The following is a 23,637-nucleotide window of genomic DNA, read 5'->3' as shown; positions in this document are numbered from 1 at the left end:
CCTTTCCGGGTTACTCGTCTTATGCTTGTCGCCCCAGAGCGAGCCCCTTCCGCTTTTCTACATGTCCAGCTCCAGGGGCTTGGGGCTCGAGGTCATAAGCCAAGTAACCCAAAAAGGCAAAGAACGCCTTTCCGGGTTACTCGTCTTATGCTTGTCGCCCCAGAGCGAGCCCCTTCCGCTTTTCTACATGTCCAGCTCCAGGGCTTAGAGGCTCGAGGTCATAAGCCAAATCCACAAAAAAGGCAAAGAGCGCCTTTTGTGCGGATTCGTCTTATGCTTGTCGCCTCTGGGCAAAGCCCTTCCGCTTTTCTATTGATCACTTAAACGTTTTCCACCTACCGCATAGTGACCTTTCGTCATTTCTTCAATGAAGACAACGATTTTTTCTTCAGGTGCCCCTGTTGTTTCACTTACGGCTTCGGTTACTTTTTCGACGAGGGCGCGTTTTTGTTCTTCTGAACGGCCTTCAAGCATTTTTACTGTGATATAAGGCATTATGATTCGCTCCTTGCTTTTTGTTTTGGTACAATCGGTGGTAGGCATGTTCATTCTGCCTCCCTATTAAATGTAATGGGTAGGGGATGTGAGAGCAAGTTTGTTATGATGAGAAATAGGAATTGTCATGAATGCAGGAATTTTTCTGTATACTATTGAATAAGAAAGTAAACCATTTTTTAAAGGAGTACATACTTTGGATACATTTAGCTCTATTTTTGAGTCATTTTCCGTCTTTCGGTTGGAAGAGCTTCCGTTTGTGGTGATCGCCCTGGTCATGGCCTTTACAGTTCATGAGTTTGCCCATGCGTTTGTGGCATACAAATTTGGTGATACGACAGCGAAAGATCAAGGACGACTCACATTAAATCCGATTCAACATCTGGATCCACTTGGAACCATTTTAATATTAATTGCGGGGTTTGGCTGGGCGCGTCCTGTGCCGGTCATGAGATCCCGGTTTAAAAATCCCCGTTTGGCAGGGGTATTAGTTTCAGTGGCAGGTCCCCTGAGTAATTTCTTACTTGCATTCATTGCATTTGGATTTTTTTATTTTTTTGTAGGAGTAACTGGTGGAGTAGGGGTTCCTCCTTTTGTCATCGATCTTTTGCAGATGATTGTGTATCTGAATGTGTTGTTATTTGTGTTTAACTTACTGCCGTTCCCTCCGCTGGATGGATACCGGATCATAGAGGACCTGTCACCGAATCATATCAGGGCAAAATTGACTCAGTATGAACAGTATGGAGTCGTTTTATTCCTGATCATCGTGATTACACCTCTTGACGAGTATACAATCTGGCCGTTGCTACAAGGTGGGATGACAGCAACAAACCAGGCTTTCAGTGCGATTTTTACGACTGTTTTTTCAGTCTTTAGCTAGGTATGTCGACTTTGAAGGAGTGAAGATACATGGAAAAGAAAAAGAACATTGGATTTAATATCATCAAAAGTGACCCAACGGACGGTCACGGTGGCTATGGTGTAGGCTCATTAAGTCTAGATAATGTTTCCCCTGTAATGATTGATGTCGAAGAAGGGGAAGCCACGATTGAAATCGGAGCGATGCATGCGAGGAGCCCGATCGAAAAAGGGATAAAATTCACAAATAACCGTGAGGACTCAGCAGGCGGTAAGCCGTATTGGTTGATCTGGGTGACCATTGACCGTATGGAAAACGGTCCTTATTATGCGGGGGTTACGGCTTGTGAAATGGTTGTGAACCGTGAGAAGCGTAGAGGCTACAAGTCCATGCCGGAGCATGTGAATAATATGGATAAATCGATTAAAAGGAAAATTGTCCTCGATCAATTGGACGACAAGTCGAAAGGGATTCTTTCCGAATTCTTGAAGAAGCATGATGAGGGTATGTGGGAACGCTCAAAAGATGAATTAAAGGAAGCGTTAAAAGTTTAAAAAGATAGAAAAAATTTCTTTTGTGAACAAACTATGACATTTTTTTGAATATGTCGTTCACATCTTGCCCTTACGCTTGAAAAAAAGTACACTTAAATCACAGTTTGCACATAAACTAGGACATGAAAAACCACGGGTTCGCACAAACCCGTGGTTTTTCGTTTTTTGTTTTTTTATAGAGATTTGGCGTGATTTGTAGGCGTGAATTGGATTTGTTGCGGCGCATTCGGACGAACTTGCGGCACTTTTAGGGTTTGCTGGGGCACATTCGAATGAACTTGTGCCACTTTCCGGTTTTGTTGTGCCACATTCGAACTTTGTTGCGCCAAATTGTGAACACCGACTTTTCTGCCTGCCCAAGCCGCCTCCGCTTTTCGGTTAAAAAATCCAATCCTTCACCTTTTCATACCATGGCTGTTCTTCTTTTTTCGCTGGCGCTTTCTCTTTCGGTGTTTCATTATCACCCAGATGTTCGTGGCAGTATTCGGTTGGTTCTGTTCCTTTTACAAAGTACGTGAAGCGCTGCACGGGACAGTCTTCTGTAGCAAGTAATCCGTTATGGGGATTCACAGCTACACCGACCACACCCTTTGTTGGTTTGAAGTTTTTGACGGGTTCATCTTTCAGGGCTTCCTCCATGAAATTCACCCATAGTTCCTTGGCTAAATATTTATCGTCCACCAGGGAGATTTCTTTTTCTTTATCATATCCTGTCCATACTCCTGCCGTAAGCTGAGGTGAGTAGCCGATCATCCAGTTGTCTGTGTTGGTTGTACCAGATTTTCCTGCATAGGGACGGGTGGCGTCTTTCCGGATCTGGATCCCCGTCACCGTTGAGTAATCATTGAGCTTTGGATCAAATATTCCACTCAGCATATGTGTCATGACATACGCTTGATCAGGGTCCAAAACTTGTTCTTTCTCGGATGTATTTTCGTAAATGACGTTACCGGACCAGTCTTCCACACGCGTGATGAATACCGGTTTCACCTTATAGCCGCCGTTTGCAAAGATATTGTAGGCGTTGACCATATCGATGACTCTTGCCCCTGATGTACCGAGTGCCGAGGAAGGGTACTTTTTTACCTTTGTCGTTAATCCGAATTTCTCTTGGGCTGTTTTCGTTAAGGTATCCTGACCAATGAAAAGGTGGGTCTTCACTGCATAAACATTATCTGAAAGAGCAATGGCCTGAGCGAGGGTAATGTCATCACCTGCATATTTGTTATTGTAGTTATGAGGTGTATATTTCTCTTTTCCGTCATCAAATGTAAATGAAGTTAACTCACTCTTCATGGTCGTTGAAGGAGTGAAGCCTTGCTCCAGGGCAGAATAGTAAAGGAGAGGCTTAATCGTTGATCCAGGCTGCCGGATGGCCTGCACCGCACGATTAAACGGGCTTTCCTCGTAGCTTCTTCCACCAACAAGCGCTGTAACAAATCCATTCTTAGGATCCATGGATACAAAGCCCAGTTGAATATCAGACTCATCAGGGATTTGTTCCTTCACTACTTTTTCGGCTACTTGTTGATGGTCGGATTTGAGGGTTGTGTAAACTTTTAATCCGCCCATTTCGATGGTTCGCTCTTCGATACCTAAGTCAGAGCGTAGAATACTTTTTACAACGTCCTGAAAATATGGCGCCGTTTCTGCCTTTTGATGGGCGTGCTCGCCAGTAATGGTAATCGGAGCCGCTTTGGAAACTGTCTGCTGCTCTTCTGTAATGAAGCCGTCCTCGGTCATGGACTTAAGGATAAGCTCCTGACGCTTCTTGGCATTCTCCATATTGGCGACGGGTGAATAGTAAGTTGGCGCTTTGGGGATTCCTGCCAGCATTGCAGCTTCGCCAACGGTCAATTGATTGGCATCCTTACCAAAATAGTAAAGACTTGCTGCCTCAACTCCGTAAGCACCATGTCCATAATAGATGGTATTTAAATAGCCTTCTAGAATTTCTTTCTTCGAATAGTTCATTTCGATTCGAATCGTGTAGAGGGCTTCTGAGATCTTTCTTTTCCATGTTTTGTCATGAGATAAAAATAGATTACGAGCATACTGCTGGGAAATGGTACTGGCTCCTTGCACCTTTGCCATGGCTTTCAGGTCGGCAAGTGCTGCTCCCGCCATACGTTTGATGTCGAAACCATAGTGCTGATAGAAGCTTTTGTCCTCGATCGAAATGGTAGCTTCGATGAGTGCCGGCGAAATTTCCTTCAGACCCACCCAATAGCGTTTCTCTCCTGTATTGGTTTCCCCTATAACCTTTCCATCCTCGCTGTAGAGCAAAGTGGACTGGGGCACGGCAAGAGGCGGGGGTCCCTGAATTTTAGCGTACGTTAAAATCCCGATCAGCCCTAGCAGAAAGAGGATCATAACCAATAAAGCCCCAACGACTGCCGCTCTTGCATATTTTTTTGTTCTCTCCATTCCAGCAATAAGTTCCATACCTCTCCCTGCTTTCTCTACCTGAGGTCCGTCCCTCACTAGGGACGGACCTCGGATTTTATATAGTGGACTTGGATAGAAATCCTCATTATGTTTAGCGTGTAGTATTAGTATGAAAAGTTTTACGAGTTTTTAAACGTCAAAGTTTTAGAAAAAATTTCACTTGAAATTTTGCTAGATTCCACTATACTTTTTCTCATGTTTGTATTTATCATGATAGGGAAGGATAAAACTGACGTCTGCTTTGGACGTTTTTACAATATAGAAGGAAAAGCCCGTTATTTCAGGCTTTGGCTTGATTGAGTGATCTATTTTGTCCTTAAGATGAACGTGTGAAAACTCAAACTAGTGGTATATGATTTTTACAGCGAAGAACGGAAATTGCGGAAAGATCGATAAAAAACAAGAAGGGAAGTTGAAACAATGAGTGGACTTTGGTACACAGAAAAACAAACAGAAAACTTCGGAATCACGATGAAAATCAAGAAGACTTTACATACAGAGCAAACGGATTTTCAACATCTTGAAATGGCAGAGACAGAAGAGTGGGGTAACATGCTATTCTTGGATGGAATGGTGATGACAAGCCAAAAAGACGAGTTCGTCTATCATGAAATGGTAGCTCACGTTCCGTTATTCACACACCCTAATCCTGAGAAGGTATTAGTTGTCGGTGGCGGAGACGGTGGCGTAATCCGTGAAGTATTAAAGCACCCAAGCGTGAAGAAAGCGGTACTTGTTGAAATCGACGGAAAAGTGATCGAGTACTCTAAGAAGTATCTGCCGGAGATTGCCGGAGAATTGGAAAACGAGCGCGTTGACGTACAAGTGGACGATGGCTTCATGCACATCGCGAAAAGTGAAAACGAATATGACGTCATCATGGTAGACTCAACTGAGCCGGTTGGGCCAGCTGTAAACCTATTCACAAAAGGTTTCTATGCAGGGATTTCGAAAGCATTGAAAGAAGACGGAATCTTTGTCGCTCAATGTGATAATCCTTGGTTCAAAGCGGGTCTGATCCGCCAAGTACAAAGTGATGTAAAAGAGATCTTCCCGATTACACGTTTGTACACTGCAAATATCCCGACATACCCAAGCGGACTATGGGCATTCACGATCGGTTCGAAAAAGCACGATCCAATTGAAGTGCCGGAAGATCGTTTCCATGATATCGAAACAAAATACTACACACCAGAACTGCACAAAGCAGCATTCGCCCTTCCTAAATTCGTTAAAGACCTGACGAAATAAAGAAAATTTGAGGGACGGACCTCAAATTTCAATGAAAATAGTACAAATTCAATAGGGACGGGCCTCAGGAGGTGCTATGCACCTCCTGAGGTCCGTCCCTCTAAAAAGAGAGGTTGAAGAATATGCGTTTTGATGAGGCTTATTCAGGTAATGTGTTTATTAAAAGTCATCCTTCTTATAAAGATAGCCAGGTCGTTCTTTACGGTATGCCGATGGATTGGACGGTTAGCTACCGTCCCGGTTCCCGTTTTGGTCCGGCCCGTATTCGTGAAGTGTCGATCGGTTTGGAGGAGTACAGTGCGTATCTCGACCGCGAGCTTGAAGAAGTGAAATTCTTTGATGCCGGGGATATTCCATTGCCATTCGGTAACCCGCAGCGAAGCATCGATATGATTGAAGACTATATCGACGGTCTTCTTGGAGACGGAAAAATCCCATTCGGAATGGGTGGGGAGCACTTGGTATCATGGCCGGTCATGAAAGCAGTCGCTAAGAAGTATCCGGACCTTGCGATCATTCATATGGACGCTCATACCGATCTTCGTGAAGAGTATGAAGGAGAGCCATTATCCCACTCCACTCCGATCCGCAAGATCGCCGAGCATATCGGGCCGAAAAATGTCTATTCATTCGGAATCCGTTCCGGGATGAAAGAGGAATTCCAATGGGCGAAAGAAAACGGTATGCATATCTCGAAATTTGAAGTACTTGAGCCGTTGAAGGAAATTCTTCCGCAGCTTGCAGGGCGTCCTGTGTACGTGACGATCGATATCGATGTACTAGACCCTGCCCATGCTCCTGGAACAGGAACCGTGGATTGCGGTGGGATTACGTCTAAAGAATTACTGGCATCGATCCATGCCATCGCTCACTCTGACGTAAATGTGGTAGGAGCAGACCTTGTGGAAGTTGCCCCGATCTATGATCCATCAGAGCAAACAGCCAATACAGCAAGTAAGCTGATTCGTGAAATGCTCCTTGGTTGGGTAAAATAAACAGCACAGCCTCTTCTGATTGTCGGAAGGGGCTCTTCTTTTACCATAAATCCGCTTACATCCACTCCGCAATATGAAAACTCCCAGTGTTCCATTGCAATTTCCCACAATACTTCTTATACTTAATTAGTTAGAAGGAAGGGACGTCTAAAAGAGGGACGGACCTATCACTTGATCGGACCCTAATATAGAAAAGGATGTGAGTGGTTTGACGGCAAAAACGGATTACACCCCTGTCAAAGTTCACTTGAAAACCAAAATCACAATAGGAGAGGAAAGTGACTCTTTTGAACTGGTATCATTTGGTCGATACTATGAAAAAGGAGATGCCGTTTTCCTGAAGTACGATGAGGTGCAAGAGGAAGGAACCACCCATACGATCGTTAAAGTCTCGGATCAACAAGCTCTCATTCTCAGAAGCGGTGCAGTGAAAATGAGAATGGCCTTTAACGAACGGGAGGAACAAAATGGTTCTTATGAAAGCCAGATGGGTACTCTCTTACTTACAACCAAAACAAAAAAACTTTCACATACACAAAGTGACTCTAAACTGGAAGGGGATTTCAACCTTTCTTACGAGTTAAAAATGCAAGACAGTCCAGTAGGGGATTATGTTATGTCCATTCACTATAAGGAGGAAGCATAGACGCATGAATATTGTCGAAAAAGTACAAGAAAACCTGAAATCCGAAATCAAAGCAGCAGTTCTGAAAGCGGGACTCGCAACAGAGGATCAGATTCCTGATGTTATCCTAGAAATCCCGAAAGAAAAATCCCATGGTGATTACTCTACCAATATGGCGATGCAGCTTGCACGCGTAGCAAAAAAGGCACCGCGCATGATTGCAGAGGACATTATGGCGAACTTCGACCAGTCCAAAGCATCCATTGAAAAAATGGAGATCGCAGGACCTGGGTTCATTAACTTCTACATGAACAATGAATACCTGACCGATTTGATTCCATTGATTCTTGATCAAGACCAGGAATATGGTCAATCAAATGCGGGGAATGGCGAGAGAGTGAACGTGGAGTTTGTATCTGCCAACCCGACAGGTGACCTTCACCTTGGACATGCCCGTGGAGCGGCTGTAGGTGATTCCCTATGTAACGTTCTTGAAAAAGCAGGCTATAAAGTAACGCGTGAATACTACATCAATGATGCAGGAAACCAAATCCATAACCTGGCTGTTTCCGTCGAGGCCCGTTATTTCCAAGCTCTTGGAGAAGACAAAGCGATGCCTGAAGATGGATATCACGGGGCGGACATCATCGGAATCGGGAAGAAACTAGCGGAAGAATTCGGTTCGAAATATGCGGAAGTAAGCGACGAAGAGCGCTACAAGTTCTTCCGTGAGTACGGACTGAAGATCGAAATGGCGAAGCTTCAAAAGGACCTGGAAATGTTCCGTGTGCCATTCAACGTGTGGTACTCTGAAACGTCACTCTACGAAAACGGTAAAATTGACGCTGCGCTAAAAACACTAAAAGACAATGGTCACGTTTATGAAGAAGACGGCGCGACCTGGTTCCGTTCGACTGAACTTGGGGATGACAAAGACCGTGTTCTGATCAAGAATGATGGGACGTACACGTACTTGACCCCGGATATTTCCTATCACCAGGACAAATTCGAACGCGGACACGATGTGCTGATCAATATCTGGGGTGCTGACCACCACGGATACATCCCTCGTATGAAAGCGGCGATTGAGGCACTTGGTTTTGACCGTGAGAAATTAGAAGTAGAAGTGATTCAACTTGTTCACCTTTATAAAAATGGTGAGAAGATGAAGATGAGTAAACGTACAGGTAAAGCAGTCACTTTACGTGAGCTTGTTGAAGAGGTCGGCCTTGATGCAGTCCGTTATTTCTTTGCCATGAGAAGTGCCGATACGCATATGGACTTTGATTTGGACTTAGCGGTTTCACAGTCTAATGAAAATCCAGTGTACTATGCTCAATATGCCCACGCGCGTATTTGCAGCATTCTTCGTCAAGCAGAGGAGCAAGGACTCTCTTCAGAAGACAAGATCGACTTAAAGCTGATCGGTACGGAAAAAGAAGTGGATTTACTGAAAAAATTAGGTGAATTCCCACAAATGGTTGCCGATGCTGCTGAGAAACGTACACCTCACCGAGTGGCGAACTACATTAACGACCTGGCATCAGCTTTCCATAGCTTCTACAATGCCAATAAGGTTCTGGATGAAGAAAACCGTGAACTTACAACGGCTCGTCTGGCTCTTGTAAAAGTGGTTCGAGTCACATTACAAAACGCTCTTGCATTAATCGGAGTTGCTGCTCCGGAAAAAATGTAATGACGATAGATGAAAAAGGTCCGTCCCTCGGGGTGGACCTTTTTCTTATATTTCTTCAGCTTTAACGTATAATAAAAGTAGACATATTGTTCAGGAGGATGTTATGAAAACAGTTATTTTAGCGATTGTGACCGGTTTCCTGGTTGGTTTTATTTTTGCCCTATTCAAGCTCCCCATTCCGGCACCACCAGCCTTGGCCGGGATTGCAGGAATCGTAGGCATTTATCTTGGGTTTAAAGCCTTCACAGCCATTCAGCCTTGGATCGAATCGGTCTTTAAATGAAATTTACATAGGAATCGATTCCATGTCCGGTAGCTTCCAACGACCATAAAAGTTACCGGATCTTAAAATAGACAAAACAAAAAAGACGAACAACAACGTGTTCATCTTTTCTCTACCATTCCAAAGCCCCGCCACTAATCCTTTTCACTCCCCGAATCGTCGATAGATCCTCTATCAGCTTCAACATGGCCAGATCTTTATGCTTTGCCTCAATCATAAAGTCAACGTCCTGATCGAACGTCTTGAGTGTTTTGAAAAATCCTTCTACAAAGCCTGCATCCACCAAATCAGCGTGAGAGCGGAATGCTTTGTCCGATTTCGGCGAGGAAATATGTATTTTTGGAACGAGATCTCTCTTTTCCCAGGTGGCAAAAATCGCTTCAAGATAATCTCCTAATGGCTTTTCACTAAGGTTGGCCTCGTGATGGTGGATATCAAGGACCATGGGGATGTTTTCTCTTTGACAAACACCTAATGTTTCTTCTACCGTATAGGTTTTGTCGTCGTTCTCCAGGGTCATGATTTCTTTCACATCAGTCGGGAGGCTTTTCAAATTCTCATAAAAGCGTACAAGCGTTTCTTCCTTATCACCATAGCTTCCACCGATATGAATGTTAATGACAGAGCTATCCTCAATCCCCATATATTCAAGCATGCGATAATGATAAACCATATCCTTTACGGCGTTGTCAGTGACATGCTGCTTGGGACTGGTGAATAAAGTGAATTGATTGGGGTGAAAGCTTGCCCTGATCCCAAACTTCTTGATTAGATCCCCAAGCTCTTTCCATTCGTCTTTAAAGGGGGTATAGAAGTCCCATTCTACTTCCGGATGAGTAGCTAACGGAACAAGTGAGCTTGATAGTCGGTACAGTTCAATTTCGTGAGCTGCACACAGATACAGAATACGTTTCGTATGTTCCAGGTTTAATTTTGTTACTTCCTTCAAACGATCCATTCGTTCCTCTTTCGGAAGCTCAGTATATCGTTTGAAGGTCATGGTTTTGGCAGGGCTCGCGTCCCACAAGGAGAGGGAGTTAGCAACAAATCCCAATCGGATTTTCATGTGATTTCCCCCCTAAAGTAAAATGGAAATGGATGAAGCGACACGTTCCTTTATACGAGTAAATATGGAAACAGAATCGAGGTCACTGACGCTTAGCATATCCGAAGCGTCCATATCCTTCGTCATCTCATTTTTCAATGTGTGAATGAACTCTTTGTCGAATATAAGGTTATTAATTTCAAGATTGATAAAAAAGCTTCTTTTATCAAAATTGGCCGTTCCTAAATCACAGAAATGATCGTCTACGATCATTACCTTCGCATGGTAAAACCCGTTCATAAATTGATACACCTTTGCCCCTCTAGCCAGTAAGGTTCTAAAATAAGGGAATGCGGCTTCCTTCACCAACATATGATCGGCATTATTTGGAATGATGATCCTTACAATGACGCCACGCTCCAATGCATCACATAATGCCCCCATTAAAATCGGGGTGGGGATGAAATAAGGACTCCCAATGATGACTTCCTCCTTGGCTTCATCGATGAACTTCTTGAAGAAATCCTCGATATTCACCCCTTCTGTCGGAAAAATCTGATGTGGGATGCTTCCTTTTTCGGCTGGAGGAAAGTATTTCGTTTCGTCTTTCAGATCCTTTTTCGTCGCTCTGAACCAATCGATGCAAAATTCTGTTTGTAAGTCGTGAACGCCTTCACCATCCAAACGGAGATGATAATCCCTCCAAGGAGACAGCTCGGGTTTGTCATTCTCATCAATATATTCTTTCCCGACGTTATAACCGCCCAAATATCCAAACTTGCCGTCAATCACCGTGATTTTCCGGTGATTCCGCTGTTGGGAGGAGAAAAATAAGAAAGGCAAACTGACTTTTTGGCAGAAGGCCACTTCCACACCAGCGTCACGTAGCATTCTCACTTTTGATTTAGGGACGTTATGACTCCCGATCTGATCCATTAACAAGCGGACCTCTACGCCTTCTTTTGCTTTATCCTTCAATAAATCCATAAACCGTAAAGCAAAATGGTCATCTTGGACGATATAGAATAAAACATGAATGGAAGATTTGGCTTCTTTCATTTCTTTAAACATTCGATCAAACAGCTCCGGACCTCTGGAAAATAATTCGATATCGCTGTTTCGTTTTTCATAATCTCTTCTTGTCCGTGTCCGGATGAAATGACTTCTACCCAGCTTAAAGTCGATCATTAACCAGCCTATGACAACAACTATTATTAACAGTAGGATGAACCACCACATATAATCACTCTCTCATCTGCATTAGCATTAGTATGTCCTTAAATCTTACCTACTTTGCACTCTTTCTTCTTTTACCTTAAATGATTCATATTGAAACCTATGGGGGGTACAAAAAGTCCTGGTTACTCCCGACGAATGAATGACCATTCATGTAAAGGTTTTCATTTTTCTTGGTAAAAACCATTGACTGAATGCTCATTCATAATATAATGGATATATGAACTATTCAGAATATTAATTTGGTTTGTAAAAGTTTGAACAAAGGGGAAGTTCGGGTCAAACCAAAGAAGGGGGAGTGTTTTTCAATGAATGGGTTACTCATTCTCAATTGGGTTGCATTTATTCTTGTGACCGTTTACGCACTTAGTCTGTTTGTGTATGTAGTAAAGACGAGAATTGAATATATTAAGCTCGGAAAGAAAGTGGAGTTCGACCAACGATTCAAGGAACGATTCCAGAAGATCGTGGTCAACGTCTTCGGCCAGAAGAAGCTCTTGAAGGATAAGAAGAGTGGAGTAATCCACGTCATGTTCTTCTACGGCTTCATTTTAGTCCAATTCGGAGCCATCGATTTCATCTGGAAAGGACTGGCGCCAGGAAGTCACTTGCCACTGGGACCTTTATATCCCGGATTCACGTTCTTCCAGGAGATTGTCACACTCATGATCCTGGTAGCGGTTGTTTGGGCCTTCCACCGCCGCTATGTGGAGAAGCTGGTTCGTTTGAAAAGAGGATTTAAATCAGGATTGGTTCTCTTATTCATCGGGGGACTAATGCTATCGGTTCTTGTAGGGAACGGGATGGGCCTTATCTGGCACGGTGAAGAGCTTGCCTGGACAGAGCCTGTAGCGTCACTCATTGCAGGAGCACTTGGAGCCATTGGAGAAACAGCTTCCATCGTCATTTTCTATGTGGCATGGTGGATCCATTTATTATTCTTACTGGCATTCCTTGTATATGTTCCACAATCCAAGCACGCTCATTTAATCGCTGGTCCTGCGAATGTCTACTTTAATCGATTAGACAACCCTGGAAAGCTTAAGCCCATCGACTTTGAAGACGAGTCAGCCGAAAGCTTCGGGGTAGGGAAAATTGAAGAGTTCACGCAACATCAAATGATCGATTTCTACGCTTGCGTGGAATGCGGTCGTTGTACGAATATGTGTCCTGCTACAGGAACAGGGAAAATGCTTTCCCCAATGGATTTAATCGTCAAACTGCGTGATAATCTGACGAATCACGGTGCCGTCGTTACGCAGAAAAAACCTTGGGTGCCTACATTTGCATTCAATGGCACCAAAGGAAATCAACTTGCGATGGCGAGTGCCACTCAAGCAGCAGAAGAAGCGGCTGCCGGTGCTGCGTACAGTCCAAGCCTGATCGGAGACGTCATCACAGAAGAAGAAATCTGGGCATGTACGACGTGCCGTAACTGTGAAGACCAATGTCCGGTCATGAACGAGCACGTAGATAAAATCATCGACCTTCGCCGTTACCTGGTCCTAACTGAAGGAAAGATGGACGCAGATGCACAGCGTGCGATGCAAAATATCGAACGTCAAGGGAATCCTTGGGGTCTGAACCGTAAAGAACGTGAAAACTGGCGTGAAGCGAGAGAAGACGTTCATATTCCTACAGTGAAAGAAATGAAAAAAGCGGGAGAAGACTTCGAATACTTATTCTGGGTTGGATCCATGGGTTCATTCGATAACCGCAGCCAAAAAATCGCGTTATCCTTTGCCAAGCTGCTGAATGAAGCAGGCGTTAAATTCGCGATCTTAGGAAACAAAGAGAAGAATTCCGGTGATACACCACGTCGACTCGGTAATGAGTTCCTATTCCAGGAGCTTGCAGGTCAAAACATCGCCGAATTCGAAAAGAATGAAATCAAGAAAATTATTACGATCGATCCGCATGCGTATAACATTTTCAAAAATGAGTATCCTGACTTCGGATTGGAAGCGGAAGTGTATCACCATACAGAGCTTCTATATGACTTGGTAAAAGAAGGGCGTCTGAAGCCGAAATACGAAGTGAATGAAACGATCACCTTCCACGACTCCTGTTACCTGGGACGTTACAACGAAGTATACGATCCACCACGTGAAATCCTGAAATCGATCTCTGGAGTGAAATTGGTTGAAATGGAACGTAACCGTGAAAAAGGTATGTGCTGTGGAGCAGGTGGAGGACTCATGTGGATGGAAGAAGACGCAGGTCACCGCGTGAACGTTTCGCGTACAGAGCAGGCACTTGAGGTCAGCCCATCGGTCATCAGCTCGGGTTGTCCATACTGCCTGACGATGCTATCTGATGGAACGAAAGCGAAGGAAGTAGAAGAAACCGTCTCTACTCAGGATGTGGCAGAAATCCTTGAAAAAGCGGTATGTGGCGATCAAAAAGATCAGCCGGCTGCTTCGTAAAAAGAATATTATCTGTTTAATAATGAAAAGTCCGTTTCTCAGTAGTTGAACATCTAGGAGTGAAACAAAAGCCTCTACCTGCGTTTCACTCCTATTATTTTTCTACAATAATGAATTTAATAGAAGAATAAAAACTTTCTAAAAAATCATTACGTTCTAAACGAATATGAAGTACAATAAAGGTATATAAGGGACAAAAACTGTCCCTTCTCTTTTGGGGACTGGTTGAGCGAGCGTTCAGTCGAATATCAGTAAGTTCTATTTTTTTGAGTGCTGTTGAAAGCGTATACAATTTGTTTTTGTCGAATCAAATCATTCAGATATAAAGGAGAGCGATTGAGATGGGAAAAACGGTTATTTTAGATGGAGCAAGAACGCCATTCGGTAAATTTGGTGGGAGCTTAAGCAGTTTTACAGCTTCAGAGCTTGGCGGTTTTGCCGTGAAGGGAGCCCTGAAACGATCAGGCATTAATGGTGAAGAGGTAGAGGAAGTGATCCTCGGTTCTGTTTTACAAGGGGGGCAGGGACAGATTCCTTCCCGACAAGCATCCCGTCATGCCGGATTACCGTGGAACGTCAAAACGGAAACCATCAACAAAGTATGTGCTTCAGGAATGCGCAGTGTGACAATGGGTGACCAAATCATCCGTGCAGGCGACGGTGAAGTCATCGTGGCAGGCGGAATGGAATCCATGTCAAATGCACCGTACATCCTTCCGAAAGCTCGCTGGGGCTTCAAAATGGGTGATTCCCAAGTGAAAGACTTAATGGTTCACGACGGATTGACGTGCAGCTTCAACAATGTCCACATGGGAACGTACGGAAATGAGACAGCGAAAGAGTTTGAACTATCAAGAGAAGAGCAGGATCAGTGGGCACTTAGAAGCCATGAACGTGCAGTGAAAGCGACAGAAGCAGGCGTTCTGGGAGAGGAAATTGTAGCGGTTGAAGTTCCACAACGCAAAGGCGACCCAGTTGTCGTCAATAAAGATGAAGCGCCACGAAAAGAAACGTCCATCGAGGCTTTGGCCAAATTAGGTCCTGTCTTCGGATCAGAAGGAACCATCACAGCAGGTAACGCACCGGGGGTCAACGATGGTGCGGCAGCAATGGTACTCATGAGTGAAGAAAGAGCCATAAAAGAAGGGAAGCAACCATTGGCCACCATCCTTGGCCACACGGCCATTGCCGTCGAAGCAAAGGACTTCCCGCAAACACCGGGACTCGTCATCAATGAGCTGCTGAAGAAAACAGGCAAATCACTTGAGGAAATCGACCTGTTTGAAATTAACGAAGCATTCGCAGCGGTGGCCCTGACAAGCGGGAAAATCGCTGGATTAGATCCTGAAAAAGTCAATGTAAACGGTGGAGCAGTCGCCCTCGGTCATCCGATCGGAGCAAGCGGAGCACGGATCATCCTGACGCTCGCATACGAGCTGAAGCGTCGCGGAGGCGGTGTAGGAATTGCATCGATCTGCAGCGGTGGCGGTCAAGGGGATGCGATTATGATCGAGGTGGCGAAGCAGTAGGGCGTAGGAGAGTGTTGTACCAGGTACAAAGTGGATTGATTGTATCAGGTACAAAACGGCTAATTTGTACCTGGTACGCAACAATGGTACGCATAATTATGATCAGCTACAACTTCAATTACAAACGAAACCAACCAGATAACTAGCTTTAACAAAGGGGAGAAAATAATGAACATCAAAAAAGTAATGGTCATCGGGGCAGGACAAATGGGATCAGGAATTGCTCAAGTGTGTGCACAAGCGGGATTCGACGTCTACCTGAACGATCTGAAAGCAGAATTTGTTCAAAAGGGAATCGGCGTGATCACAAAGAACCTGACGCGCTCGGTTGAAAAAGGAAGAATGTCTGAAGAAGATAAAACAGCTACCGTGAACCGTTTAACGGCATCAACCGATATTCACGACGCGAAGCAAGTAGACCTTGTCATCGAGGCAGCGGTTGAAAACATGAATATCAAAACAAAAATCTTTGCTCAACTGGATGAAATAACTCCGGAGCACACGATCCTTGCTTCTAACACTTCTTCACTGCCGATTACAGAAATCGCTGCAGCGACGAAGCGTCCCCAGCAAGTGATCGGAATGCATTTTATGAACCCGGTACCGGTCATGAAGTTGGTGGAAATCATTCGCGGACTTGCGACGACGGATGAAGTGTATCAAGTGATCGAAGACATGACGAAATCCCTCCACAAAGTTCCGGTTGAAGTCGAGGACTTTCCTGGATTCGTCTCCAATCGAATCCTGATGCCGATGATCAACGAAGCGATCTACACCCTGTATGAAGGGGTAGCGAGTAAAGAGGCGATTGATGAAGTGATGAAGCTCGGTATGAATCACCCAATGGGTCCTCTTACTCTGGCAGACTTCATCGGGCTTGATACATGCCTATACATCATGGAAACACTGCACGAAGGCTTCGGTGATGACAAATATCGCCCATGCCCGCTACTTAGAAAATATGTGAAAGCCGGCTGGTTGGGTAGAAAAACAGGCCGTGGTTTCTATTCATACGAGTAACAACGACGAACATCAGGGAGGAACCATTCATGGAGTTACGATTTACGGAAGAGCAACAGATGATGAGAAAGATGGTACGGGATTTTGCTGAAACAGAGATTCAGCCGTTTGTAGAGAAGATGGAAGAAGGACAATTCCCGAGAGAAATTTTAAATAAAATGGCTGAACTTGGCCTGATGGGAATCACGATCCCTGAGAAATATGGCGGCTCCGAGATGGATTTCACGTCGTATATAATTGCGATTCATGAGTTGTCAAAAGTAAGCGCAACCATCGGGGTCATTCTGTCTGTGCATACTTCGGTGGGCACGAACCCGATACTTTATTTCGGTAATGAAGAGCAAAAGCAAAAATACCTTCCAAAGCTAGCGACAGGTGAATACTTAGGGGCTTTCTGCTTAACGGAACCGAGTGCTGGGTCGGATGCGAAAAGCTTGAAAACGAAAGCCGAAAAACGTGACGATCACTATGTATTAAATGGCTCAAAAGTATTTATTACAAATGGTGGCGAAGCAGATACGTATATTGTCTTTGCCGCAACGGACCCGTCAAAAGGGAGTCGGGGAGTATCAGCCTTCATCGTAGAGAAAGATACACCGGGCCTTGTGATTGGAAAAGACGAACATAAAATGGGTCTCCACGGTTCGAGAACGGTTCAGTTGACGTTTGAAGATATGAAAGTCCCGGCTGAAAACCTTCTGGGTCAAGAAGGGGAAGGCTTCAAGATCGCCATGGCGAATCTGGATGTAGGCAGGATCGGGATTGCAGCCCAGGCATTGGGAATCGCTGAAGCGGCTTTCGACTATTCCACCGCTTATGCCAAAGAGCGTGTGCAATTCGGGAAGCCGATCGCAGCCCAACAGGGCATCGGATTCAAGCTTGCAGATATGGCGACGGCTGTTGAAGGTTCGAAGCTTCTGGTGTACCGTGCGGCGAATCTTCGCTCAAACAACATTTCCTGTGGAAAAGAAGCAAGCATGGCAAAGTTATTTGCTTCTAAAACAGCAGTGGAAGTCTCGACAGAAGCCATTCAGGTTTACGGAGGATATGGTTATACGAAGGAATATCCAGTTGAGCGTCTGTTCCGTGATGCGAAGGTGACGGAGATTTATGAGGGTACGAGTGAGATTCAGAGAATGGTGATTGGGAAGAATTTGTTGGTTTAGTGGGATGGGGTAGCTTGAAGTCTTGGTGGAGTATCTTTGGGCATGCATTCTAAAGCGCGTCAGGCACCCGATCTTGATAGTGATGTTTCGTGGTGTAAAGGGGTTTGTGGCATCGCCTGACTTGTAAGGGTGCCAGACCCGGTATATAGATGATAAGAGGAGGAATTGAGATGAATTTTAAATTATCGGAAGAGCATGAAATGATACGTAAAATGGTGCGTGATTTTGCGCGGAATGAGGTAGCGCCGACTGCTGCAGAGCGTGATGAGGAAGAGCGCTTTGATATGGACTTGTTTAAGAAGATGGCCGAGCTTGGATTGACGGGGATTCCTTGGCCGGAAGAGTACGGTGGAATCGGGAGTGACTACCTCGCATACTGCATCGCCGTTGAAGAGCTTTCAAGAGTGTGTGCTTCTACGGGGGTAACCCTTTCAGCTCATACGTCTTTAGCGGGATGGCCTGTATATAAATTCGGTACAGAAGAGCAAAAGCAGAAATATCTTCGCCCGATGGCCCAAGGTGAGAAGATCGGTGCTTACGGTCTGACTGAGCCGGGTTCAGGTTCAGACGCTGGTGGCATGAAAACGACGGCTCGTTTAGAAGGAGATCACTACGTATTGAACGGCTCGAAAATTTTCATCACTAACGGTGGGATCGCCGATACGTATATTGTATTTGCTTTGACAGATCCTTCTCAGCGCCAGCGTGGAACGAGTGCGTTCATCGTTGAGGCAGACTTCGAAGGGTTCTCTGTCGGAAAGAAAGAAAAGAAGCTCGGGATTCGTTCATCGCCAACGACTGAGATCGTATTCGAAGACTGCAAGGTACCTAAAGAAAACATGCTAGGAAACGAAGGCGACGGATTCAAAATTGCCATGATGACTCTTGATGGCGGCCGTAATGGAATCGCCGCTCAGGCAGTTGGGATTGCCCAAGGTGCCCTGGATGCGTCTGTCGAGTATGCAAAAGAGCGTGAGCAATTCGGGAAGCCGATTGCTGCAAACCAAGGGATTTCATTTAAGATTGCCGATATGGCAACGTCCATCGAAGCTTCCCGTCTATTAACCTATCAAGCTGCGTGGCTAGAGTCAGAAGGCCTTCCATACGGAAAAGAATCGGCGATGTCGAAGCTGATGGCCGGGGATACAGCGATGAAGGTGACAACGGAAGCGGTTCAAATCTTTGGTGGGTATGGTTATACGAAGGATTATCCGGTGGAGCGTTATATGCGTGATGCGAAGATTACGCAGATTTATGAGGGGACGCAGGAGATTCAGAGATTGGTTATTTCGCGGATGGTGACGAAGTAGGGATCTGGGTGTAATGGGATTTTTGTAGAGAATTTCTTAATCGTCCTGAAGCGTGTCAGGCACTTGATAGGTTCTACTATGCTTCGTGGTGTAAAGGGGTTCGTATCATTGCATGCGACTTTAGGGTGCCAGACCCGGTATGAGTGGATATAGTTAGAGAGATAGATGACCTTCTGCTTTGTTGGGGGATGAGGCAGGTGGTCTTGAAATGGGGTCAATGGGAGAATCGGATAGAAAAGGCGGTCGGTTGTTTTGAATAAGAAGAGGGAAGTTCATGCTTCAGTTAAGGATGAGCGTTTAGTAGAAAAGCGGCGTGATCAGATGATCCGTGGGGCCGTCTCTCTATTTAAACAAAAGGGGTTTCATCGCACCACGACAAGAGAGATCGCAAAGGCCGCCGGATTCAGTATCGGAACGCTATATGAATATATTCGGACAAAGGAAGATGTCTTGTATTTAGTGTGTGACAGCATTTATGAGCAGGTCCGGCTGGAGCTTGAGGAGCTGGATGTCGGAAAAGGAACTCTGGAGAGCTTAAGGCTTGGGATTACTCACTATTTTCAAGTGATGGACCGGATGCAGGATGAAGTCCTGGTCATGTATCAGGAGGCGAAATCTTTATCTAAGGACGCCCTTCCATATGTACTGCGTAAAGAACTTGAAATGGTGGGGATGGTGGAAGATCTCATCATAGGCTGTGTCAAGAGTGGAAAGCTTGAGCTTGATGAAGATCAAATCCATATGCTGGCTCAAAATGTATTCGTCCAGGGACAGATGTGGGGATTCCGTCGCTGGGCACTTCAGAAGCGTTTTACACTAGACGAATACATCAATCTTCAAATCGAACTCACTTTTGCAGGCGTCATAGGGTTTGAAAAACAAGGGAGAACAGGGGGAATAATATGAGTACGGTTGAGATTTATAAACCAAAGCACCATGTTCGTTTTGTCACGGCATCGAGTCTGTTTGACGGACATGATGCATCGATCAATATAATGCGTCGGATTATCCAGGCAAGTGGAGCGGAGGTTATCCATTTAGGGCATAATCGCTCCGTTGAGGAAGTCGTCAATGCTGCCATTCAGGAAGATGTACAGGGAATCGCGATTTCCTCTTATCAGGGTGGACACGTTGAATATTTCAAATACATGTACGATCTTTTGAAAGAAAGGGGAGCGTCTCATATCCGCATTTATGGCGGAGGCGGGGGCGTGATCATTCCACGTGAAATCAAGGAACTCCATGAATACGGCATTGCCCGCATCTTCTCACCTGAAGACGGTCGAAAGCATGGTCTTCAAGGAATGATCAACAACATGATCGAGGAATGTGATTTTCCAACGATTAAAGGAAGCGTGAATCAAGAGGTTGAAAAGCTTTCTTCTGGTAATGTAAACACGATCTCCAAGCTGATTTCACTCGCTGAATATCAAGTCGGAGCGAATGAAGAAGTGGCGGCGACGGCCCAAACCGTTTTTTCTGAAATAAAGAACTTAGCGAAAAAAGTTCCTGTTCTGGGGATCACAGGAACAGGTGGAGCAGGGAAGAGCTCCCTGACGGATGAACTGATCCGTCGTTTCATAAACGAGCTTCCTGAAAAGAAGATCGCGATACTATCCATCGATCCTACGAAACAAAAAACGGGCGGAGCCCTTCTAGGGGACCGTATCCGTATGAACGCGATCTTCAATCCTCGTGTCTATATGCGAAGCCTTGCAACCCGTGGATCCAAAACGGAGCTTTCACTGGCCATCAAAGATGCGATCAATGTGGTCAAAGCAGCAGGCTATGACTTGATCGTGGTCGAAACGAGCGGAATCGGGCAGGGGGATGCGGAAATCGCTGAAATCTGTGACATGTCCATGTACGTCATGACAAGTGAGTTCGGTGCTCCCTCACAGCTTGAGAAAATCGATATGATCGATTTTGCCGACCTCATCGTCATCAATAAATTTGAGCGCAAAGGCTCCGAGGATGCAAGACGTCAGGTGCAGAAACAGTATCAGCGCAGCCACTTACTTTTTGATAAAGACTTAGATGACATGCCGGTATACGGGACGATTGCCAGCCAGTTCAACGACCCAGGAACGAATGCACTATTTGCTGCGATCGTGGAAACCGTGAATAAGAAAATGGAGCTGGACTGGAAAACAAGCTTCTCCAAGGACGTCGATGTGGAAAAACAAAACGTCATCATCCCAAATAACCGTCGTTATTATCTGCGTGAAATCGCGGAAACCGTCCGTAACTATCACAAAAAAGCAGAAGAGCAAGTGAACCTTGCCCGCCGACTGTTCCAGCTTGAAGGGGCAATCGAAGCGGTCAACGAAAAAGAAACGAATGATGGAGTCGTCACTTCCCTTCAAACATTAAAAGAAGAAGTCGAAAATAAATTAACAGCTGAATCGAAACAGATTTTACAAAAATGGGATGGGTTAAAAGAAACCTACAGCAAAGATCAGTTCATCACGAAAGTCCGTGATAAAGAAATTGTCACTGAATTGAAGACAAAGAGCTTGTCGGGTCTCGATATTCCGAAAGTATCCCTTCCGAAATACAAGGACTATGGTCAAATTTTGGATTGGGTATACAAAGAAAATGTTCCAGGCTCATTCCCTTATACAGCAGGAGTATTTCCTTTTAAACGAAAAGGGGAAGATCCGAAGCGTCAGTTTGCCGGTGAAGGGACTCCTGAACGGACGAACCGCCGTTTCCACTATCTATCTAAAGATGATGACGCGAAACGCCTGAGTACAGCGTTTGATTCTGTAACGTTATATGGTGAAGATCCGGATCACCGTCCGGACATCTACGGAAAAGTAGGGGAGAGCGGCGTAAGCATTTGTACACTTGAGGATATGAAAAAGCTATATGCCGGCTTTGATTTATGTGCTCCTTCTACGTCCGTTTCCATGACGATCAATGGACCTGCCCCGATCATTCTGGCTATGTATATGAACACGGCGATCGATCAGCAGATCCGTATGAAAGAAGAAGAGCTTGGCCGTGTGCTGACGGTGGAAGAGTATATGGAAGTAAAGGAACAAACGCTGCAAGTCGTTCGTGGAACCGTGCAAGCCGATATATTAAAAGAGGATCAGGGACAAAACACGTGTATCTTCTCGACTGAATTTGCCCTTCGCATGATGGGTGACATTCAGCAGTACTTCATCGATCACAAAGTAAGAAACTATTACTCTGTATCGATTTCCGGCTATCATATCGCGGAAGCGGGAGCCAATCCGATTTCACAACTTGCCTTCACATTGGCGAACGGGTTCACGTACGTTGAATACTATTTAAGTCGCGGAATGGACATCAATGCGTTTGCACCAAATTTATCGTTCTTCTTCTCGAACGGACTCGATCCCGAGTATACAGTGATCGGACGTGTGGCCCGCCGCATTTGGTCAACGGTGATGCGGGATAAATATGGTGCCAATGAAAGAAGTCAAAAGTTGAAGTATCATATTCAAACATCAGGTCGCTCCCTTCATGCCCAGGAGATTGACTTCAACGATATCCGTACGACGCTTCAAGCCTTGATGGCCCTGCAGGATAACTGTAACTCCCTGCATACCAATGCTTATGATGAAGCCATCACGACACCTACAGAGGAATCGGTCCGCCGTGCCATGGCGATTCAGATGATCATCACGAAAGAACACGGACTTTCGAAAAATGAAAATCCGCTTCAAGGATCATTCATCGCAGAAGAGCTGACCGATCTAGTGGAGGAAATGGTTCTGACAGAATTTGATCGCCTGAATGATCGAGGCGGCGTACTTGGATCGATGGAAACCCAGTATCAACGGGGGAAAATCCAAGAGGAATCCATGTACTACGAAATGAAAAAGCATTCCGGGGAACTTCCGATCGTGGGAGTGAACACGTACCTGAATCCAACCCCGCCTTCAGAGGAACAAATGGACAGTATGGAACTTGCACGTGCAACGAAGGAAGAGAAAGAAACACAAATTCATAACCTGCGAGACTTCCAATCACAACACAAAGACAAATCCGAAGAAGCACTGACCCGCTTAAAACAAGCAGCAGTGAACGGAGGAAACATCTTTGAAGAACTCATGGAAACCGTGAAAGTAGCCAGTCTTGGCCAAATCACACGAGCCCTCTACGAAGTAGGCGGGCAATACCGTCGTAATATGTAACAACATAGAAGAAAATGAGACTACTGTGGTGATGCAGTGGTCTCTTTTTCTAGGTGCCTCTATAGCAGGGGTATCAATAAACGTATTAACAACCTTGCACACATAACGAAATATGTTTAAAAAGTCCATAAACAGTCTATCCTTTAAACAAAATCAACCAATTTTTAACACGATCTTAATAGTAGTCGGGTATCATTTCCTTTATAATGAGAATTATCAGACAGGTGAATGGATAAGAACGATATATACGTTTGGATGTGAGACTGTGAAGACCATTTTTCGTTATATACTATTGACCATCATCATATTCGCAGCTGTATTTCTATATCAATTGCAATTAGGGGCGATTCCTTTTTTTCTACTCTCTTTCTATCTTTTCTATGAAGCGTTCCGTGTGATCCGAAACGGTGAAAAAGAAGAGGAGTGGGAAAGTGGGAGGCCATCCTGACCCCAGGTTGTGAAAAAAATGCGAGAAAAACTAGATAGCTATAGCATAAAGTCTTTTATATTGTTTATAATGATTAATA

19 protein-coding genes are annotated in these 23,637 nt (G+C 44.9%); 15 read left to right on the top strand and 4 right to left on the bottom strand.

Features of this window, described 5'->3' with window-relative positions:
- Nucleotides 1–309: 309 nt before the first annotated feature.
- Nucleotides 310–495, bottom strand: a complete 186-nt coding sequence (locus tag Q1B03_RS21200) for a 2-hydroxymuconate tautomerase (protein WP_034765056.1) — start codon at nt 493–495, stop codon at nt 310–312.
- A gap of 277 nt (nt 496–772) precedes the next feature.
- On the opposite strand from Q1B03_RS21200, the gene Q1B03_RS21195 reads away from it, so the two are divergent.
- Together Q1B03_RS21195 and Q1B03_RS21190 are read left to right on the top strand one after the other, a co-directional pair.
- Entirely contained in the window at nt 773–1,378 is a 606-nt protein-coding gene (locus Q1B03_RS21195) for a site-2 protease family protein (protein WP_149154984.1), read from the top strand.
- Between the two features lie 29 nt (nt 1,379–1,407).
- Nucleotides 1,408–1,911, top strand: coding sequence for a YwhD family protein (locus Q1B03_RS21190; RefSeq protein WP_299746566.1), 504 nt, complete (start codon nt 1,408–1,410; stop codon nt 1,909–1,911).
- Between the two features lie 378 nt (nt 1,912–2,289).
- Here the strand turns inward: Q1B03_RS21190 and Q1B03_RS21185 are convergent, their stop codons facing one another.
- Entirely contained in the window at nt 2,290–4,356 is a 2,067-nt protein-coding gene (locus tag Q1B03_RS21185) for a transglycosylase domain-containing protein (RefSeq protein ID WP_299746563.1), read from the bottom strand.
- A gap of 423 nt (nt 4,357–4,779) precedes the next feature.
- Here Q1B03_RS21185 and speE point away from each other — a divergent pair, with 423 nt between their 5' ends.
- The 5 genes from speE (at nt 4,780) to Q1B03_RS21160 (ending at nt 9,209) form a co-directional block, all read left to right on the top strand.
- Complete coding sequence (speE, locus tag Q1B03_RS21180) at nt 4,780–5,610, top strand: spermidine synthase (protein ID WP_299746560.1); 831 nt, start codon at nt 4,780–4,782, stop codon at nt 5,608–5,610.
- 122 nt (nt 5,611–5,732) lie between these two features.
- Complete coding sequence (gene speB, locus Q1B03_RS21175; protein WP_299746557.1) at nt 5,733–6,605, top strand: agmatinase; 873 nt, start codon at nt 5,733–5,735, stop codon at nt 6,603–6,605.
- Nucleotides 6,606–6,813: 208 nt separating this feature from the next.
- Nucleotides 6,814–7,251, top strand: coding sequence for a DUF1934 domain-containing protein (locus tag Q1B03_RS21170; protein WP_282138385.1), 438 nt, complete (start codon nt 6,814–6,816; stop codon nt 7,249–7,251).
- Between the two features lie 4 nt (nt 7,252–7,255).
- Nucleotides 7,256–8,926 (top strand): arginine--tRNA ligase, encoded by a 1,671-nt coding sequence (gene argS, locus Q1B03_RS21165; RefSeq protein ID WP_299746552.1) that lies wholly within the window; start codon nt 7,256–7,258, stop codon nt 8,924–8,926.
- A 103-nt stretch (nt 8,927–9,029) separates the two neighbouring features.
- Nucleotides 9,030–9,209 carry a XapX domain-containing protein gene (locus Q1B03_RS21160; protein WP_148970668.1) on the top strand — a complete coding sequence of 60 codons (180 nt, stop codon included), beginning with the start codon at nt 9,030–9,032 and terminating at the stop codon, nt 9,207–9,209.
- Nucleotides 9,210–9,321: 112 nt separating this feature from the next.
- Here the strand turns inward: Q1B03_RS21160 and uvsE are convergent, their stop codons facing one another.
- Both uvsE and cls read right to left on the bottom strand, forming a co-directional pair.
- Nucleotides 9,322–10,275 (bottom strand): UV DNA damage repair endonuclease UvsE, encoded by a 954-nt coding sequence (gene uvsE, locus Q1B03_RS21155; RefSeq protein WP_299746548.1) that lies wholly within the window; start codon nt 10,273–10,275, stop codon nt 9,322–9,324.
- 12 nt (nt 10,276–10,287) lie between these two features.
- A complete protein-coding gene (gene cls / locus Q1B03_RS21150) occupies nt 10,288–11,493 on the bottom strand; it encodes a cardiolipin synthase (protein WP_299746545.1) in 1,206 nt (401 codons plus the stop codon).
- A 305-nt stretch (nt 11,494–11,798) separates the two neighbouring features.
- Here cls and Q1B03_RS21145 point away from each other — a divergent pair, with 305 nt between their 5' ends.
- The 8 genes from Q1B03_RS21145 (at nt 11,799) to Q1B03_RS21110 (ending at nt 23,558) form a co-directional block, all read left to right on the top strand.
- The gene (locus Q1B03_RS21145; RefSeq protein WP_299746542.1) at nt 11,799–13,916 is read left to right on the top strand and encodes a 4Fe-4S dicluster domain-containing protein; all 2,118 of its coding nucleotides are present in this window, start codon (nt 11,799–11,801) and stop codon (nt 13,914–13,916) included.
- Between the two features lie 341 nt (nt 13,917–14,257).
- Nucleotides 14,258–15,445, top strand: a complete 1,188-nt coding sequence (locus Q1B03_RS21140; protein WP_299746539.1) for an acetyl-CoA C-acetyltransferase — start codon at nt 14,258–14,260, stop codon at nt 15,443–15,445.
- 168 nt (nt 15,446–15,613) lie between these two features.
- Complete coding sequence (locus Q1B03_RS21135; RefSeq protein WP_299746536.1) at nt 15,614–16,465, top strand: 3-hydroxybutyryl-CoA dehydrogenase; 852 nt, start codon at nt 15,614–15,616, stop codon at nt 16,463–16,465.
- Nucleotides 16,466–16,494: 29 nt separating this feature from the next.
- Entirely contained in the window at nt 16,495–17,631 is a 1,137-nt protein-coding gene (locus tag Q1B03_RS21130) for an acyl-CoA dehydrogenase (protein ID WP_299746533.1), read from the top strand.
- A gap of 170 nt (nt 17,632–17,801) precedes the next feature.
- On the top strand, nt 17,802–18,941 hold the full coding sequence (locus Q1B03_RS21125; protein WP_044340576.1) for an acyl-CoA dehydrogenase: 1,140 nt from the start codon (nt 17,802–17,804) through the stop codon (nt 18,939–18,941).
- A 252-nt stretch (nt 18,942–19,193) separates the two neighbouring features.
- Nucleotides 19,194–19,847: a TetR/AcrR family transcriptional regulator gene (locus Q1B03_RS21120; RefSeq protein WP_299746528.1), complete on the top strand. Its 654-nt coding sequence runs from the start codon at nt 19,194–19,196 to the stop codon at nt 19,845–19,847.
- The gene (icmF, locus tag Q1B03_RS21115; protein ID WP_299746525.1) at nt 19,844–23,110 is read left to right on the top strand and encodes a fused isobutyryl-CoA mutase/GTPase IcmF; all 3,267 of its coding nucleotides are present in this window, start codon (nt 19,844–19,846) and stop codon (nt 23,108–23,110) included. Before Q1B03_RS21120 ends, icmF begins: the two co-directional genes overlap by 4 nt.
- Nucleotides 23,111–23,375: 265 nt before the next feature.
- Nucleotides 23,376–23,558 carry a hypothetical protein gene (locus Q1B03_RS21110; protein WP_299746522.1) on the top strand — a complete coding sequence of 61 codons (183 nt, stop codon included), beginning with the start codon at nt 23,376–23,378 and terminating at the stop codon, nt 23,556–23,558.
- Nucleotides 23,559–23,637: the final 79 nt, after the last annotated feature.

It is taken from the genome of uncultured Rossellomorea sp. (genome assembly GCF_947488365.1).
GTDB lineage: Bacteria > Bacillota > Bacilli > Bacillales > Bacillaceae_B > Rossellomorea.
The sequence above is the reverse complement of the archived record's forward strand: the minus strand, read 5'-3'. Positions and strand labels throughout refer to the sequence as shown.